The sequence below is a fragment of the Kribbella qitaiheensis genome (genome assembly GCF_042657745.1).
Lineage (GTDB): Bacteria > Actinomycetota > Actinomycetes > Propionibacteriales > Kribbellaceae > Kribbella > Kribbella qitaiheensis.
Genome location: NZ_JBHSKE010000007.1, coordinates 212,997 through 229,862, shown reverse-complemented (window position 1 = coordinate 229,862; position 16,866 = coordinate 212,997). Strand labels below are relative to the sequence as shown.

Below are 16,866 nucleotides of genomic sequence, written 5' to 3'. Positions count from 1 at the left end.
AGCGCCCATGACCACACAGCACCCTGTCGTCGCGATCACCGGGTCGTCCGGCGCCGGCACCACCTCGGTGATGCGCACCTTCGAGCAGATCTTCCGGCGGGAGAAGGTGAACGCCGCCTTCGTGGAGGGCGACAGCTTCCACCGCTACGACCGGATGGGCATGAAGGAGCAGATGGAGAAGGCCCTGGCCTGTGGTGACCACACCTTCAGCCACTTCGGCCCCGAGGCCAACCTGTTCGAGGAACTGGAGTCGCTGTTCCGCGAGTACGGCGAGACGGGCGGCGGGCGGGTCCGCAGGTACCTGCACGACGAGGGGGAAGCAGCGCCGTACCGGCAGGAGCCCGGGACGTTCACGCCCTGGGAGGACCTCGCGACGGGTACGGACCTGCTGTTCTACGAAGGGCTGCACGGCGCCGTCGTCACCGACGGGGTCGATGTCGCCCGGCACGCCGACCTGCTGATCGGCGTCGTCCCCGTGATCAACCTCGAGTGGACGCAGAAGCTGCACCGGGACAAGGCCAAGCGCGGCTACTCCACCGAAGCCGTCACGGAGACGATCCTGCGGCGGATGCACGACTACGTGACCTACATGTGCCCACAGTTCTCCCGTACTCACGTCAACTTCCAGCGCGTCCCGGTGGTGGACACGTCCAATCCCTTCATCGCCAGGACGATCCCGGCGCCGGACGAGTCGATGCTCGTGATCCGCTTCAAGGATCCGCAGGGGATCGACTTCCCCTACCTGCTGTCGATGCTGCACGACTCGTTCATGTCGAGGCCGAACACCATCGTCTGCCCCGGCGGAAAGATGGATCTGGCCATGCAGCTGATCTTCACGCCGATGCTGTGGCGGCTGCTCGAGCGCCGTCCGAAGACGCGCTGACATACGGAGTTCCCCCACCCAGGAAGGCCATCGCCTGTGACTGTTCGTGTTGGAATCAACGGCTTCGGCCGCATCGGCCGCAACTTCTTCCGCGCCGTCCGCGCGTCGGGGGCCGACATCGAGATCGTAGGGGTCAACGACCTCGCCGACAACACCGTGCTGGCGCACCTGCTCAAGTACGACTCGATCCTCGGTCCTCTCGACGCCGACGTCACCGTGACGGCCGACTCGATCGTCGTCGGCGGCGCATCCGTCGCGGCGCTGGCCGAGCGTGATCCGGCCGACCTGCCGTGGAAGGACCTCGGCGTCGACGTCGTGGTCGAGTCCACGGGCTTCTTCACCGATGCCACCAAGGCCCGGGCCCATGTCGACGCCGGCGGCGCGAAGAAGGTGATCATCTCCGCGCCGGCGACCAACGCCGACGCCACCTTCGTGATGGGCGTCAACCACGACCAGTACGACGCGGACGCGCACACCGTGATCTCCAACGCGTCCTGCACGACCAACTGCCTTGCCCCGATGGCCAAGGCGCTGAACGACGGTCTCGGCATCGTCAAGGGCCTGATGACCACGATCCACGGCTACACCGCCGATCAGAACCTCCAGGACAACATCCACAAGGATCTGCGCCGCGCCCGCGCGGCCGCGATCAACATCGTACCGACCTCGACCGGAGCGGCGAAGGCCGTCGGTCTGGTGCTTCCCGAGCTCGCGGGCCGGCTCGACGGCTATGCCCTCCGGGTCCCCGTTCCCACCGGCTCGGCGACCGACCTCACCTTCGAGGCAGCGCGGGACACGACCGTTGCCGAGGTCAACGAGATCGTCAGGGTCGCCGCCGAGGGGGTGTTGAAGGGCTACCTCCGGTACAGCGAGGCCCCGATCGTGTCCTCCGACATCGTGACCGACCCGGCGTCGTGCATCTTCGACGCGCCGCTGACCAAGGTGATCGGCAACCAGGTCAAGGTCGTGGGCTGGTACGACAACGAGTGGGGCTACTCCAACCGGCTGGCCGATCTCGTCGCCCTGGTCGGACGGAGCGCGTGAGCCGGTGACCACGATCGACGAGCTCAGTACCGAGCTGGGCGGACTCCGTGGCCGGCGAGTGCTGGTCAGGTCCGACCTCAACGTGCCGCTGGACGGCGACACGATCACTGACGACGGCCGGATCCGGGCGGCCCTCCCGACGATCGCGGAGCTGGCGGCCCGGGGCGCCCGCGTCGTAGTGGCCGCGCACCTGGGTCGTCCCGACGGGTGGCCGGATCCGCGCTACTCGCTGGTGCCGGTGGCCAGGCGGCTCGGCGAGTTGCTCGGCGGCGACATCGCGTTCGCCACCGACACCGTGGGCAGCAGCGCCCACGCTGTCGTGAACAGCCTGGCCGACGGCGGCGTGGCACTGCTGGAGAACGTCCGGTTCGACCGGGCCGAGACCAGCAAGGACGACCACGTCCGCGGTGCTTTCGCCGACCGGTTGGCCGCGCTCGCCGACGCGTTCGTGAGCGACGGCTTCGGCGTTGTCCATCGCAAGCAGGCCTCAGTGTACGACGTGGCGCTGCGGCTACCCGCCGCGATGGGAGGGCTCGTCGCCACCGAGATCGGTGTCCTGGAGCAGCTCACCGGGACACCTCGGCGGCCGTACGTCGTCGTGCTGGGCGGTTCGAAGGTTTCGGACAAGCTGGGAGTCATCGACAACCTGCTGGGCAAGGCAGACAAGCTCCTCATCGGCGGCGGGATGGCCTACACCTTCCTCAAGGCGCAGGGTCACGAGGTCGGTACCAGCCTGCTCGAGGAGGACCAGGTTGCGAGGTGTCGCAGCTACCTCGAGCGGGCCGAGGACCAGGGCGTCGAGCTGTTGCTGCCGGCAGATGTCGTCGTCGCAGACCGCTTTGCGGCCGACGCGAGGCCGGAGATCGTTCCGGTGCACGCGATCGCTCCGGATCGGATGGGGCTGGACATCGGGCCCGAGTCCCAGAAGGCTTTCGCGGCGGCGGTCGCCGACGCCAGGACTGTGTTCTGGAACGGCCCGATGGGCGTCTTCGAGTTCGACGCGTTCGCCGCCGGGACTCGTGCGGTCGCCCAGGCGTTGACCCGGATCGACGGTCTGTCGGTCGTCGGTGGCGGGGACTCCGCGGCCGCAGTACGCCGGCTCGGTTTCGACGAGAGAGCTTTCGGCCACCTCTCCACCGGCGGTGGTGCGTCGCTGGAGTACCTGGAGGGCAAAACCCTGCCCGGCATCGACGTACTCGATGCCGGGCAGGAGGGTTACCGACCGTTCAAGCGACGGTGGTGGTGACCGGAGGGCGTCGGCCGGCTCGTGACAACACCGAGCCGGCCACCAGCCCCAGCGTTGCCCACAGCAGGGCGAGCAGGCCCAGCGACTGGACCCGGAATCGCCAGACGAGCGCTGCGCCGACGTCGGAGGGGACCGCGTCGGGAGCAGGTGGCAGACCGGCGAACAGCAGTACGCAGCCGACGGCCAGAATCCCTGCCGCGGCCCAGGAGATGCGCGTGGACGACCAGTTCCGCCGGTGGCCGGTGCGGACCACAGTGACGACCGCCGCGGCGATCAGTGCCGAAACCACGATCGAGGCGACGTAGAGAGTCGTGCGCTGGGTGACCGTATCGGGGTCACCCACGGCCGGCGGGTTGGCCGGGTACTTGAGACCGGGCCCGAGGGCCAGGACGGCGAAGCCGGCCACTGCGACCAGCATGGCGCTGCGCAGTTCGCCCAGGTCCCAGGTACGGCGGACGCGGGCCAGGAAGACGGCGTACACGAGCGAGAGCAGCAGCGCCGCGGCGATCACCGCGAGCGCGCCTCCCACCTGCTGCAGGCCACGGCCGACGAGTTCGGCGTCGTGAGTGTGCTCGGGGGTGGAGCCGCCGTGCGAGTGCTCGGCCGTGGCACGGCTATCCTCCACCGCCAGTGCGATCCGGATCGTCGGCTCGACGACGAGCAGGGAGAAGGCCGCGGCGGCGCTACCCGCCGCGGCTCCGCCAATGAGTGAGGCTCGAAGCGTGCTTGGCCACAGGCTCATCAGGTCACTGCCTAGTGGCACGGCACGCCGAGCGCGTGACGGCCGTCGTGGGTGAACTCGTGGACGTACGGCGCGATGCCGGACAGCAGGGCGCCGTTGTCCTGGAGCATCAGGTACAGCAGCAGCATGGCCAGCAGGGCGGTGAGATAGGCCCAGGCAGGGACCCGCTGAGCTGCTGCTGCGGTGACGGTGCTCGACATGGTCGTGTCTCCTTAGGTCGACTACGGACGGATGGGATCCGGCGATGCGCTGTCGAGCGCGCGCCGGTAGACGTCGAGGTGTTGCGCGGCCGTGCCGGCCCACGAGTACGAGCCGGCGAGCTCCGGCCCGCGCTCGGCGAGCCGCTGCCGTGTGGCCGCATCGTCGACCAGCCGAGCCAGGCCTCGGGACAGTGAGTCGGAATCGCCCGCCCTGGTCATGAGTGCGTCGCGTTCGTGCGTGAGGAACTCGTGGAAGACGTCGATGTCGGACGTGACGACCGGGAGACCGGCAGCCATGGCTTCGAGGACGACCAGGCCCCAGCCCTCCTTGATCGACGGGAAGGCGAAGCCGTCCGCGGCGGCGAACCACTCCGGCAGTTCGTCGTGGGAGACGGTGCCGAGCAGTACTACGTCCTCGTCGAGCCGCAGGCCGTTCGATTCCAGCGAGTCGAGCACGCCTTGGCGGTACGCCCGGTAATCCTGGAACGAGTGGCCGCCGACGATCGCCAGCATGGGTGGGTGCGGGTGCGTCGCCTTCAACTGCGCCATCGCGTCGATCAGATGGGCGGTGCCCTTGCGGGGCTCGATGCCGCCCACGGTGAGGTAGAGGAACCGGTCACCGGCACCGATACGGTCGCGGAGTTCCTGCCGGCGTTGCGCGGTGATGCCGGCGCCGAACCGGTCGGTGCGTACTCCGTTGGTGACGATGTCGGCCTTGACTCCGTAGTCGTCCAGCAGTTGTTGCTGCCAGCCCCTGCTCACGACGAGGACGTCGTCAGGCTCGAGGATCGCGTTGCGCTGACAGTCGATCAGGGCCCGGGTGGTGAAGTCGTCGACGTGGTGCACCGTGCGGATCACCCGGTACGGCGTACCGGCGTCCCGCACTCTGGCCGCGGCCCGGGCCGAGATGCAGTCCTGGCTGTGCACGATGTCGAACCGGTCGCCGATCTCGCCGAGCGCGGTGGTGAGCGCCGCGATCGAGTCGAAGACGCGCTCCTCGAGTGTGGGCGCCGGCTCCGGCGCGTCGACCAGGTGCACCGGCACGTCCACCTCGCGGAAGAACCCGCGCCCGTTCTCGGACAGCGCCACCACGGTGACGTCGACTCCCTCGGCCTGCAACGCCTCCGCCAGTTCGAGGGTATGGACGACGCCACCGCGTGGCTTGACGGAGTACGTCGTGAGCGCGAGGCGCAGGGGGGATCCCATCGGGCGCCCCTACAGCTCGGTGGCGACGAGGGCAGGGTCGCGCAGGGCGATCGCCGATGCGGCCAGGGCGGCCCGCGCGGCGGTCTCTGTCACGATGGCGCCGGCCCGTCGCAGCGTCTCCTGCTGGGCTTCGAAGCCCTGCGGGTCGCGCTCGGTGCCGAGCACGTAGGCGACGACCGCCGCGCCGGAGGCGGTCACCTTCTCGATCGCGGGGGCGAGCGTGCCGGCCGGGTCCTCGTGTGCGCCGTCGCCGATGACGACGTCGAGCAGGACAGCCGCGACGCGGTCGTCGTCGACCTGGCGCTCGAGGAACTCGATCCGGGCCTGCGGATCGATCATCGGGTGCGGACGGCCCTTGGTGTACTCCTCCTCGCCGAGGTCGAGGAACAGGTGTGCGTCCGGCGCCGCGGTGCCGACGGTCAACGACTTGTCCAGCGGCACGTTGGAGTGGATCGGGCCGAGGTGGTCGGTCGAGATCGTCAGAGCCTCGTAGCAGAGCGTTCCTCCGCTGTAGAGACCGACGACCTTGCTGCGGTTGGGATCCAGACCGGTGATCAGGCTTGCCACCTGCTCGGCCAGGTCCTGCACCAGGTCGGGGGCGGAGCCGCCGATCAGGCCGAGGGTCCGGATCGCGCCCTGCTCGAGCGTGTTCACCACGGTGACGTTGTCCGCGGTCGAGAGTTCGTCGCGCAGACCCATCAGCGCGGCGACCGTCGGCTTGGACGGCACCTTGAGCAGCCGCTCGGCGACGTCGCGGGCCGGTGGCTTCGAGACCAGCAGGATCGCCTGGGTCCGGTCGTCGGCGTCGAGGGCGCGGATCGCGGACTCGGCCATCAGCCCGCCGACCTCGGGTGAGAGGTCGCGGCCCCCGACACCGATGACGTGGGAGACTCCGACTCCCCAGCGGTCCAGCAGGCTCATCACCTCCTGGGCGCCGGTCCCGGCCGCGGCGACGATGCCGACCGGTCCGGCCGCCACTCTGTTCGCGAACCCGAGCCCGGCGCCGGCGATCATCGCGGTACCTGCTCCGGGACCCATCACCAGCCGGCCGAGGTCGCGGGCCCGCTCTTTGAGTTCGATCTCGTCGGCGAGCGGCACGTTGTCGCTGAAAAGCAGGACGTCGAGACCCGCGCTGAGCGCCTTGTGGGTCTCCAGCGCCGCGTAGGCGCCCGGTACCGAAACGATGGCCACGTTGGCGTCGGGGTGCTCGGCGACTGCTCCTGCCAGATCAGTGGTGCTCTGCGCGACGGCCTCGTCCTCGCCGGCGTTCGCGGCGAACAGGGTGGCCTCGGCGCTCTCGAGGGCGGCGGTGGCCGCCGCGTCATCTTCGGCCCGGACGGCGAGCACCAGATCGTTCGCCGCGGCCTCACCCGCCTCTCCCGCGATGCCCTGCTCCTCGAGGGTCGCGAGGTTCGCCGGCGTGGCCATCAGGGCCCAGCCCCACGAGACGCCGGGCGATCCGAGGATGGCGCGGGTCGCCTCGAGAAGACGAACGCTGTCCTTGTACGAGTTCTTGCGTACGGTGACGCGGGTGCTCATCCGACAAGCTCCTTGGTGTCGACAGAGGTGGGAACATCAGCAGCCAGGATTCGGGTGCCACGGTTTCCCTCCACGACGCCATGCGGTTCGTCGAGGGTGGCGTAGACGAGTTCAGGGGTGGTGATGGCCGCGAAGCGCGGCCGCTCCGCCGAGGTCGAACCCTCCACGAACTTGATCGCCGCGCTCATCTTGGGACCCATGCTCCCGGCGGGGAACTGGCCGTCCGCGAGGTGCTGCCGGGCCTCGCTCAAGGTGAGGTCCGCGACCGACCGTTCCTGAGGCGTCCCGAAGTCGAGCTTGACCGACGGGACACCGGTGACCATGACGAGTGCGTTGGCACCCGCTGCCACGGCGATGCGTTCGGCCGCGAAGTCCTTGTCGATGACGGCGTCGATGCCCCGCAGGACGCCGTGGTCGTCGACCACGGGGATACCGCCGCCGCCGGCCGCGACCACGATGTGACCCGACCGGGTCAGCGCCGCGATGGCATCGGCCTCGAGGATCGCCCGGGGCGTGGGGGAGGGGACCACCCGTCGGTACCCCCGGCCGGCGTCCGGGACCATCTTCCAGCCGCGGCTCTCGGCAAGCTGGGCTGCCTCGGCCTCGGGGAAGAACGGCCCGATGGGCTTGCTCGGGTTCACGAAGGCCGGGTCGTCCTTGTCGACCACGATGTGGGTCACCACGGAGACCGCACCGGTGACCTCGGTGCCGCAAACCTCGTGCAGGGCAAGGCAGATGAGGCTGCCGAGGGCGCCCTGCGTCATCGCGCCGAGGGAGAAGAGCGGAAGCGCCGGGACCAGCCGGGCGCCCTCCTCGTGCTGGATGGCGAGGTTCCCGACCTGCGGCCCGTTGCCGTGGACGATGATGACCTGCCAGCCCTTGCGCAGCAGGGACCGCACCGATCTGGCCATCGCCAGAGCGTTGCGGTACTGCTCGTCGAGGGTTCCCCGCTGATCCTCGCGGGTGAGGGCGTTGCCGCCGAGGGCGATGACCGCGATATCACTCATGTACAGCTCCACTGTCGGGGACGAATCTGCGCCAGCGACTAGAACATAGCAGACGGACGTGTCGTATAGTAGATGAAAGAGCCGCCTGACCGACGGAGATGTGCCATGACCGACGAGATGACCGCACGTGCGCTTCGCTCCTCCTGGCAAGCCGCGGAACAAACCCTCTACTCGATGGGTGGAGGCGACGTCGGGCGGTACGAGCGCGCTGTCACGCTGGTGCGCGCGGTCTTCGACGAGCTGCGCGAGACAGAGTCGACGGCCACTCTGGTCGACAGGTGGCCGGAGGCCGGGGCGATCGTGGCGGCTGCCGCGGAGCGCGCCGGGCTGGGGCTGGGGTCGCTGCCCGTCGACCAGGTCGCCGGCGCCGGCTTCGCGCTGCGTCACGCCGCGTTGCGCGAGGCGGAGACGCGGCGAGCCCGGGCCGACCTCATCGCCGCCGCGCGGGCCGAGGGTGCGGAGTGGGTTGCCCTGCACGAGACAGGCGATCCGCTCGCCGGGTTCGCAGACCCTTACGGCTCGATCCGGGTGCACCTCCCCTCCGGGTTGGCGATCGTGGCCGGCGTGCAACCGGACCCGGCCACGGGCGCCGTCGCCCACACCCTCACCGTGGTCGGCCTGGATCCGCTCAACGGCGACCTGGTCGACGACGATCCGGGGATCGCGGACCTGACGTACTCCGACTGCACCTCGTTCCGCAGCGGCGAGGTCGCGCTGCGCGGACTCGTCGAAGAGGTCGCCGCCCAAGGATCGTGTCGGATAATGGACGATTGTGTCGTATATGAAGTATGGTGAGTCATTGACCTGCCCGCCTCGCGGACGGCGTGGCGCGCTCGGAAGGAGCCCTCGTGAACCGGACAGCCATTGCCACCATCGATGACGGTAGTCGACTGAGCGATCTGATCCTCGAGCTCCAGGAGAAGGGGCTCAAGGTCTCCGGTCCGCTGGAGCGGAGGCCCGGCGGTGCCGGACCGTCGGACGCCGGCATGATCTGGGTGGAGGGCACGCCGGTCACCGTTCCGGTCGACGCCGAGTACGTCGCGAGTACGCCGTTGTCCCTGGTGGCCGAGGACTCCGGCCACGGGATCTACCGCGACGGGGTCAGGCTCGCTTCTGCCACACCGGCGGGGCGGCCGCGCTTCTACGACCTGTCCACCGCCGACGGGACGCCGTACTGGAAGCTCGCCCTGATGCACCTCGATTCGCTCGCGAGCACCGTCCTGCAGACCTGTGCCTACTGGGGTAACAGCGACCAGTGCACCTTCTGCGGGATCGGTGTCTCGCTCTCGTCGGGCAACACGGTCAAGGTGAAGCGGCCCGAGCAGCTCGCGGAGGTCGCTGTCGCGGCTCGCGACCTCGACGGCGCAGTCGACATCACGCTGACGACCGGCTCGACCTTGGGCAGGGACCGCGGCGCCTACTACGTCAGCAAGTGTGGTCATGCCATGAAGGAGGCCTCGGGGCTGCCGGTCGAGGTGCAGTTCGAGCCGCCGACGGATCTCGCCGTCATCGACAAGGTGCACAGCCTCGGCATCGACTCGCTCGGCATCCACGTCGAGTCGTTCGACCCCGACGTGCTGGCGAGGGTCGCTCCGCCCAAGGCGAGGACCGGGATCGAGCGGTACTTCGAGACGTGGGAGTACGCCGTCGAGCGGTTCGGCGAGGGGCAGGTCTCGACCTACGTCATCCTCGGGATGGGCGAGGATCCCGAGGTGACGCTGGCTGGGTGCAAGCGGGCCATCGACATCGGGGTCTACCCGTTCATCGTTCCGCTCCGGCCGGTCCCGGGCAGCCTGATGGCCGACGCGACCCCGCCGAGCCGGGCCTACACCGAGAGCATCGCCCGGGCGGTGGCGCCGGAGCTCGTCAAGCGCGGGCTGACGGCAGACAAGGTCTCGGCCGGCTGCGCGCGGTGCCAGGCGTGCTCCGCGCTCGGCTCATTGGAGCGGACCATCCAGCTGGGGATGCCCAAGCTTGGGGGCTTGATGCCGGGGCGTGCGTCGTGAACCCGTCGGCGGACATCGGTATCTGGCGCGCGGCCGGACCGGATCTGACGGTGCACTACTCGATCCGTCACCAGGTCTTCGTGCTCGAACAGCGCGTCATGAGGCTGACCGACATCGACCTGCGGGACATCGAGCCGAGCACGATCCACGTGCTGGCCGCGCGGGGAGCACAGGCCGCCGGCACGGTGCGCGTCTATCCATTGGAGAACGGTCTATGGCAGGGGGACCGGCTCGCCGTGCTCCCCTCGCACCGCTCGTCCCTGATCGGCGCCGAGCTCGTCCGCTTCGCGGTCGCGACCGCCGCCGCCAACGGTGGTGGCTGGATGAGGGCGCAGATCCAGCTGCCTAACGTGCGGTTCTTCGAGCGGCTCGGCTGGGTTCGCTCCGGCGATCCCGAGCCGTACTGCGGGTTCGACCACCAGCCGATGCTGTTCGACCTGGCTCAGGCGCTCGCGCCGCAGCACCTGGGCAGGCCGCACCAGGTGCTGCTCGAGGCGCCGCTGGAGATGCCGGGCTTGCGAGCGGGCTAGATCCCAACAGCTAGATCCACAGGCCGGTCACGGCCTCGGTGGCGAGGTCCATCATGATCGCCTCGCTTCCGCCGCGCGCCAAGGTCAGTTGGCCGGTCTCGGTCACCTGACCCACCGGCTCGCAGGTCAGGCCGTGCCGATGGAATACCCCCTGGCAATCAGCGACCCGGTCCGCCGTCGTGGTGAGCCAGAATCCGTAGGTAGGAAAGGCGAGCAGCCACCGGAGCGGATCCGTCTCGGCGGGATACGGCATCAGGTCGAGGTCTACCCGCGCGCCATGCCGGGTGAACTCGAGCAGCATGGCCAGCGAGCCGAGAGCCCCGGCCATGGAGACGTCCTTGGCGGCCACCGCGGCCCCGGTCTCGGCGACCTCGGCGAGCAGGCGTACGTCACGGGCGAGGGTCGCGGACTGCTGGTCGATCGAGGTGAAGAACGGGAAGTCCGCGCGCATGGTGCCGTCCAGGCAGGCGGCGAACAGTACGGTCTGACCCGGTCGGACATTTGCCATCGACAACGGGCGCCGTACCTGACCGAGCGCGAAGGCGGACAGCGACGCGTCGGAGTCTGCCTGGGTCAGGTGCCCCCCGACGATGGGCACGTCATACATCGAGGCCGCGTCGCGCATGCCGCGCAGTACCTCCGACACGTCCGCATCGCGACCGACGACGGTGTTGACGATGGCCTTCGGGATGCCACCCATCGCGGCCACGTCGTTGACGTTCGCCAGTACTGCGGCGATGCCCGCGCCGTACGGGTCCTTGCGTACGAACGCGGGGGCGATCGCTTCGCCGCAGACGACCGCGCTGGCTCCGTCGAGCTCCACCACCGCGCCGTCGTCGCCCGGACCGTGTACAGGGTCGCTGGTGTCGACGAAGGTCCGGACTCGGGCGATCGCGGACTTGCCCGAGACGCCGGCGTGCGAACGCACCGCCGCCACCAGGTCGGCCAGCGGAGGTTCGGTGCGAAGCAGGGGTGGACTGGTCATGTCGCGTATCTTATAGTAAATGCCCATATCGGTCGAGAGATGTCAGCCCGGCCGGACCAACCGTCGAAAGGCTTCCTGATGAGTGTGCCCCCTGTCGTCGAACTGCCGAACGTCGTGGACGTGGTCAACATCGGGCTGCCGTTGTTCGAGACAGCGCTGCGCGCCCAGGAACAAGCGGTCATCGGGGTGGACTGGCGGATCCCGGCCGGTGGCGACTCCGAGGCTGTGGCCGCGCTGGCCCGGCTCCTCGGCCCCCGCGCCGACCGGATCGAGCGCGCGAACGCGGAGGTGATCCGCCGGCTCAACGAAGGCGTGCCGATGCTGGTCGGCGTCGATCGCGCCGGCGACGTCATCCCGGGCTTCGGCGCGCGTGACATCCTGCACTGCGGTCCGGCCATCGCCTGGCAGGACATGCCCGACCCGCTGCAGCGTTCGGTGCGTGCCGCCGTGGTCGCGGAGGGCTGGGCCGAGGACGTCGTCGCCGCCGGGGCTCTCGTCGAGTCCGGCAAGGTACGGCTGCAGCCGGCCAACGAGCACAGCACCGTCGTGCCGATGGCCACCTCGATTGGCCCGTCCGCACCGGTGTACGTCGTGCAGAACGAGGCCGGGGGCACCACGGCGTACTCGAGCATCAACCAGGGTTCAGGTGCCGTGCAGTGGTTCGGCGTCGACAACGATCAGGCCATCGAGCGGCTGCGGTTCGTCCGGGACGCGGTCGGACCGGTGCTGGCCGAGGCGCTGGCGTCGCGCGGTCCGGTCGACGTGTTCGCCCTTGCAGCGCAGGGTGTCCCGATGGGCGACGACGTCCACATGCGGGTCCAGGCGACCACCAACCTCTTCCTGCGTGACCTGCTTCCGTACCTGGTCCGCAGTACCCACCTGGCGGCGCCGGAGGTGGCGACCTTCCTCAGCGGCAACCACCTGATGTTCCTCAACGTGGCCATGGCGGCTGCCAAGTCCCTGGTGGAGTGGGCCAAGGATGTGCCGGAGTCCAGCATCGTCACCACGATGTCGCGCAACGGTTCGACGTACGGCGTCCGCCTCGCCGGCGGCGGCGACTGGTTCCTCGCGCCGTCACCGCCGATCCAGGATGCGCTGTACTACCCGGGATACGGGCCGGACACGAGCGCGCCGGACATCGGTGACAGCGCTGTGCTCGAGCTGGTGGGACTCGGTGGTCCCGCCGCGGCCAACTCGCCTGCTGTCGCGGGCTTCCTCGGTGGCCGGATGTCCGACGCGATCGCCGCGACGCGAAGCATGCAGCGGATCTGCGCGGGTGAGAGTCCTCGCTTCCGGCTGCCCATCCTGGACAACATCGGCACGCCCGTCGGCGTGGACGTGCGCAAGGTGGTCGAGCTGGGCATCACCCCTGCGGTCAACACCGGTGTCATCCATGCGTCGGACGGCAGCGGCCAGGTGGGTGCCGGGGTGGCCTGGGCTCCCATCGCGTGCTTCATCGACGCCCTGCTCGACCTCGACCGTCGCCTCGCCTGACACGATGCCCGCGCACCTGCGGCCTCTCGTCGTGGGCTCGGGGGTCGATGCCGCCCACATCGACGGTGCCCGCGGAACGGTGGTCGGTACCTTCCGGCACGGTTGCTACGTCCAGGTCGGCGGCGAGGTCTACGCCATCGCGGGACCAGCCGTCGCGCCCGGGCCGATCCATCTGATCGTGGCCGAGCCGCCAGCTCGCGTCACCGAGGGGTTGGCCGTATGGCGCGACGGCGCCCGGCTGCGCTCGTCGCAATGGCAGGTCGAGCTCGGCGGAGCAACGTTCTTCGCGCCGTGGCGGCCGGGTCGCGGGGACCTGCACGACGCGGCGTCGGCGCTCGGATCGATGCTGGAGTCGCTGGCTGTCCCCGCCGACCTGGAGCCACGATGGCACTCGGTACGAAGCGCCGTGGCCGCCGGCGATCTCGTTGCGTCGCGCGAGCTGCTCCAAGGCCGCGGGGGAGGTCTGACGCCCACCGGCGACGACGTACTCGCCGGCCTCCTGCTCGTGCACGCGTGGCGCGGCGAAGACGAGGACACTCTGCTGCGCGTCGCACGGGATGCCGCCACCACGACCCTCAGCCGATCCTTCCTGGCCTGGGCTGCCCGAGGTCAGAGCGTGGCGCCGGTGCACGACCTGGTCGCCTGTGCGGCCCGTCACGACCGCCCGGCGTTCGACCACGCGGTCGCGACGGTCTCGGCCATCGGCGGCTCGTCGGGCACCGCGCTCCTGTGGGGGATCGGCCTCGCAACCGCCGCGAGCGTCAACCCCGTCCGGCCGGAAGGCGTCCCGCCTGCGAGAAGTTCGGCCTGAGCTGGCGAGGCAACCTCGCCTCGAGGCGGCGGAGGGCATCTCGCGCCTCGTCAGGTGCGCCCACCTCGCCCAGGAGCAGCAGTGAGCCGGTCTGCCGGGCCAGGACGGCGGCGTCCTCGCCGCGGCCCTGCAGGTGGAGAGCCAGAGCCTGGTACTTGACCGAGCCGGCCGCCCGCGCAGCCTCGAGTAGCGCCTCGGGATCCTCGAGCCGCAACCTTGCGCGCACCTCGCGGATCCGCAGGTCGGCGCGCCACTTGAACGGCAGCCAGTGCTCGATCAGCTCGGACGCAACCTCGAGCCGCTCCGCCGCCCGATCGAGCTGGCCGTCGAGACGCTCGGAGTCGGCCAATGAGCAGAGTGCGTGGAGCTCCTGCTCGATCTGCAGACTGCCCGCGTCCACCTCGCGCGACTGCTCGAGCGCCAGTTCGGACAGGTCGTGGGCCCGGGTCGGCTCGCCGAGCTCGCGCCAGACCCACGCGAGCGAGGTGTTCGTCCGCGCTCGGTAGAACGAGACGTCGTAGCGCTCGAGGATCGCGGCCTTCGTCTGGAGTGCCGTCAACGCTCCGGAGAGGTCTCCGGCGTTGGCGCGCGCCAGGCCGGCGAAGAACAGACCACGCAGCAGCGGGTGGAACGCGCCGATCCGGTGCGCCGCCCCGACCGCCTCGTCCAGGACGTCGATCGCCTCGCCGTAGCGGTCGGCGTGGGCGAGCAAGGCGCCGAGGCAGCTGAGTACCGAGACCCGTACCGCTTCCTCCTCGTCGCCGAGCCCGTCGAGGGCTCGTTCGTAGGCCCGGTACGCCGCGTCGAAGTCGCCGGCCCAGTGCTTGGTCCGGCCGAGCAGGTTCCAGGCGCTCGGCCCCGCGCCGGGCATCCGCGATGCCTCCTCGGCGCGGGCGACGGCCTCCTCGACGTCCCGGCGGTAGTACGCCGTCCAGCCGAGGCGCTCGACCGCGGTCGCCCGGAGCGAATGCTGCCCCGTCGCGACGGCCAGGGACTCCGCCTCCTGATGGTCGTCGGTGGCCAGGTCGAACTGGCCGAGCTCCTCGTGAGCCGCACCCCGGCCGATCAGGGCCAGGCCTTCCAGCTCTTGGTCGGCCGCCTTCCGGGCGCAGTCGAGAGCGGAGGAGAACAGCCGAACGGCGTCGGCGTTCGCGAACGAGCGGCGGGCCAGCACAGCCGCCTCGTACCACGACCTGGCCGCGGCCGGCGTCAGCCCGGAGCGTTCCTGGTGGAGTGCCCGCAGCTCCGGCCTCGCCGAGAAGATCTCCGCCAGCTGCCGGTGGCGCAGTACCCGGATCGGTCCGGGCAGGTTGTCATAGAGGGTCCGACCCAGGATCGGCGGCGAAAAGACGAACAGGTCGTTGCGGGACGCCAGCAAGCCGGCCGCCATCGCCTGCTGCACGGCCGGCATGAAGTCGACCGCCGGACGTCCGACCAGGCGCTCCAGCGTCTCGAGCTCGAAGGCGGTGCCGATGACCGAGGCGGACTGGAGCAGGTCCTCGACCTCGCGGCCGCTGCGGCGTACCCGGTTGAGGACCATCGATCTCAGCGTCCCGGGAATGTCCGAGCGGTCCTCCCCCCGGCACAGCGCCGCGAGCACCTCGACCACGAACATGAGCCGGCCCTGGGTCAGCTCCCAGACGAAGGCCGCCTCGTCGGGGACCCGGGCCTGAGCCGCCAGTTGGGCGACCTCCGACTCCGTCAGCGGACCGAGCTCGACCAGCAGGCTGCTGTCGGCCAGGGAGCCCAGTTCCGCGTCCAGGCGGTCGGACGGCACCGTGGCGACCACCAGGAGTGGCACCTCGCCGAAGGAGTGGAGGAGCCACTGGAGCGCCTCGACGGTGGCGGTGCCGGCCAGATGCAGGTCGTCGAAGAAGAGCAGTAGCGGCTGCTCCTCCGCTGCTGTTGCGAAGACGTGGCGCATGGTGTTGAGCACGCGGCGGTGCTCGATCTCCGGGCTAGCCCGCTGGTAGTCGGGCGCACCGACGACATCACGCAGGTCGGGCACCAGCTCGACCGCGGTGTCCGTCCAGGACCCGAGCAGAGCCGTCAGGTCCTCCGGCGCGGTCGACAGCAGGATCCGGCTCAACGCAGTGACGAGGGGCTGGAGCGGGGAGGAGCGCTCGCCCTCGAAGCAGTCGACCCGGATCGCCCGGGCGCCACTGCCATCGGCGTTGTCGGCAAGGGCCTGGGCGAGCGACGAGCGCCCGGAGCCGGGCGTTCCGGTGATCACCACCGAGCCCGCGTGACCAGCGGCGGCGTCGTGCCAGCGGCCGACGATCGAGGTGAACTCCTCGGCCCGGCCGATCAGCTCGGAGGTCCCGGTCGCCGCCGGACCGAGAACTGACACCGGTCCTGGTTCGGCCCCGCTCACGATCGCGCTGAACAGCGCGTCGCTCTGCGGGCTCGGCTCGACGTCGAGCTCGTTGCCGAGCTGCAGCCGGAGCTCTTCGTAAACGCGCAGGGCGGCCACCCGGTCGCCGAGATGCCAGTACGCGTCCATCAGCGCGCAGCCCGCCAGCTCGTCGTGCGGGATGTGCCGGAGAACCGCCTCGGCCTGGCTCGCGATGTCGCTCCACATCCCGAGGCGCGCCTCGGCATCCCACCGCGCGCGGTTCAGGCGACGGGTGAGTGCGTCGACATGACGTTGCTGTTCCTCGGCCCAGCTGTGCTGGGCGAACGCGGGCGGCAGTTGCGGGTTGCCGCCGGCCAGCAGCGCGAAGGCGCGCCGCGCCGCGGTCACCGTCACGGCCGGGCTCAGCGCGGCTCGCGCCTGCGCCGACTTGGTGAGTTCCTCCAGCTGGGCGAGGTCGCTCGTCCAGGCCCGGCCCGCGTTGAAGCGGTAGCCGGTGGACACCGAACCGGCGATGACGTCGGATCCGATGGCTCGTCTCACCCGGCTGACCAGCGAGGCGATCACGCGATCCGCCGTCGCCGGGGCGTCGTCGTCCCACAACGCATCCATCAAGGCGTCCGTCTCCACGAGGGCGCCGCCGCCGGCGACGAGCCTGCGCAGCAGGATGCCCGCCCTGCCCGCGGGAACCGGGCCGAGCGGATGACCCTCCGGGTCGGTGACGCGCAGACCGCCGAGGACGAACACCGTCGAGGGCGGAGGACTGGTGGACATCGTGAGATACCGCTCCTCTCCGGGAAGTACTTCGGCCATCTCCTAT

15 protein-coding genes are annotated in these 16,866 nt (G+C 70.1%); 8 read left to right on the top strand and 7 right to left on the bottom strand.

Annotation, left to right across the window (positions count from 1 at the left end; translation table 11 throughout):
- Positions 1-7: 7 nt before the first annotated feature.
- The 3 genes from ACFPJ1_RS08880 to ACFPJ1_RS08870 are packed head-to-tail and all read left to right on the top strand — an operon-like array spanning position 8 to position 3,173.
- Positions 8-883 (top strand): phosphoribulokinase, encoded by an 876-nt coding sequence (locus ACFPJ1_RS08880; protein ID WP_380102817.1) that lies wholly within the window; start codon positions 8-10, stop codon positions 881-883.
- A gap of 36 nt (positions 884-919) precedes the next feature.
- Positions 920-1,927 carry a type I glyceraldehyde-3-phosphate dehydrogenase gene (gene gap / locus ACFPJ1_RS08875; RefSeq protein WP_380102815.1) on the top strand — a complete coding sequence of 336 codons (1,008 nt, stop codon included), beginning with the start codon at positions 920-922 and terminating at the stop codon, positions 1,925-1,927.
- Between the two features lie 13 nt (positions 1,928-1,940).
- Complete coding sequence (locus ACFPJ1_RS08870; protein WP_465261065.1) at positions 1,941-3,173, top strand: phosphoglycerate kinase; 1,233 nt, start codon at positions 1,941-1,943, stop codon at positions 3,171-3,173.
- Here ACFPJ1_RS08870 and ACFPJ1_RS08865 read toward each other — a convergent pair.
- From ACFPJ1_RS08865 to ACFPJ1_RS08845, 5 genes are read right to left on the bottom strand one after another with little or no spacing between them, the layout of a single operon-like run.
- Positions 3,154-3,915 carry a CbtA family protein gene (locus ACFPJ1_RS08865; RefSeq protein WP_380102811.1) on the bottom strand — a complete coding sequence of 254 codons (762 nt, stop codon included), beginning with the start codon at positions 3,913-3,915 and terminating at the stop codon, positions 3,154-3,156. The genes ACFPJ1_RS08870 and ACFPJ1_RS08865 overlap by 20 nt on opposite strands.
- Before the next feature lie 11 nt (positions 3,916-3,926).
- Positions 3,927-4,115 (bottom strand): CbtB domain-containing protein, encoded by a 189-nt coding sequence (locus ACFPJ1_RS08860; RefSeq protein ID WP_380102809.1) that lies wholly within the window; start codon positions 4,113-4,115, stop codon positions 3,927-3,929.
- Between the two features lie 21 nt (positions 4,116-4,136).
- A complete protein-coding gene (locus ACFPJ1_RS08855; protein ID WP_380102807.1) occupies positions 4,137-5,321 on the bottom strand; it encodes an MSMEG_0565 family glycosyltransferase in 1,185 nt (394 codons plus the stop codon).
- Between the two features lie 9 nt (positions 5,322-5,330).
- Positions 5,331-6,860 (bottom strand): hypothetical protein, encoded by a 1,530-nt coding sequence (locus ACFPJ1_RS08850; protein ID WP_380102805.1) that lies wholly within the window; start codon positions 6,858-6,860, stop codon positions 5,331-5,333.
- Complete coding sequence (locus ACFPJ1_RS08845) at positions 6,857-7,867, bottom strand: carbamate kinase (RefSeq protein WP_380102803.1); 1,011 nt, start codon at positions 7,865-7,867, stop codon at positions 6,857-6,859. The genes ACFPJ1_RS08850 and ACFPJ1_RS08845 overlap by 4 nt, the downstream gene beginning before the upstream one ends.
- Before the next feature lie 105 nt (positions 7,868-7,972).
- On the opposite strand from ACFPJ1_RS08845, the gene ACFPJ1_RS08840 reads away from it, so the two are divergent.
- The 3 genes from ACFPJ1_RS08840 to ACFPJ1_RS08830 are packed head-to-tail and all read left to right on the top strand — an operon-like array spanning position 7,973 to position 10,403.
- A complete protein-coding gene (locus tag ACFPJ1_RS08840) occupies positions 7,973-8,662 on the top strand; it encodes a hypothetical protein (RefSeq protein WP_380102801.1) in 690 nt (229 codons plus the stop codon).
- 53 nt (positions 8,663-8,715) lie between these two features.
- Positions 8,716-9,873: an MSMEG_0568 family radical SAM protein gene (locus ACFPJ1_RS08835; protein WP_380102799.1), complete on the top strand. Its 1,158-nt coding sequence runs from the start codon at positions 8,716-8,718 to the stop codon at positions 9,871-9,873.
- Positions 9,870-10,403 carry an MSMEG_0567/Sll0786 family nitrogen starvation N-acetyltransferase gene (locus tag ACFPJ1_RS08830; protein ID WP_380102798.1) on the top strand — a complete coding sequence of 178 codons (534 nt, stop codon included), beginning with the start codon at positions 9,870-9,872 and terminating at the stop codon, positions 10,401-10,403. Before ACFPJ1_RS08835 ends, ACFPJ1_RS08830 begins: the two co-directional genes overlap by 4 nt.
- Before the next feature lie 10 nt (positions 10,404-10,413).
- Here the strand turns inward: ACFPJ1_RS08830 and ACFPJ1_RS08825 are convergent, their stop codons facing one another.
- Positions 10,414-11,388 carry an AIR synthase related protein gene (locus ACFPJ1_RS08825; protein ID WP_380102796.1) on the bottom strand — a complete coding sequence of 325 codons (975 nt, stop codon included), beginning with the start codon at positions 11,386-11,388 and terminating at the stop codon, positions 10,414-10,416.
- A 78-nt stretch (positions 11,389-11,466) separates the two neighbouring features.
- Between ACFPJ1_RS08825 and ACFPJ1_RS08820 the strand changes: the two genes are divergently transcribed.
- Both ACFPJ1_RS08820 and ACFPJ1_RS08815 read left to right on the top strand, forming a co-directional pair.
- Positions 11,467-12,882 (top strand): YlbE family protein, encoded by a 1,416-nt coding sequence (locus ACFPJ1_RS08820; protein ID WP_380102794.1) that lies wholly within the window; start codon positions 11,467-11,469, stop codon positions 12,880-12,882.
- 4 nt (positions 12,883-12,886) lie between these two features.
- Positions 12,887-13,693 (top strand): oxamate carbamoyltransferase subunit AllH family protein, encoded by an 807-nt coding sequence (locus tag ACFPJ1_RS08815; RefSeq protein ID WP_380102791.1) that lies wholly within the window; start codon positions 12,887-12,889, stop codon positions 13,691-13,693.
- Here ACFPJ1_RS08815 and ACFPJ1_RS08810 read toward each other — a convergent pair.
- Positions 13,644-16,859, bottom strand: coding sequence for an ATP-binding protein (locus ACFPJ1_RS08810; protein WP_380102789.1), 3,216 nt, complete (start codon positions 16,857-16,859; stop codon positions 13,644-13,646). The two genes, ACFPJ1_RS08815 and ACFPJ1_RS08810, sit on opposite strands and share 50 nt — an antisense overlap.
- Between the last annotated feature and the right edge of the window lie 7 nt (positions 16,860-16,866).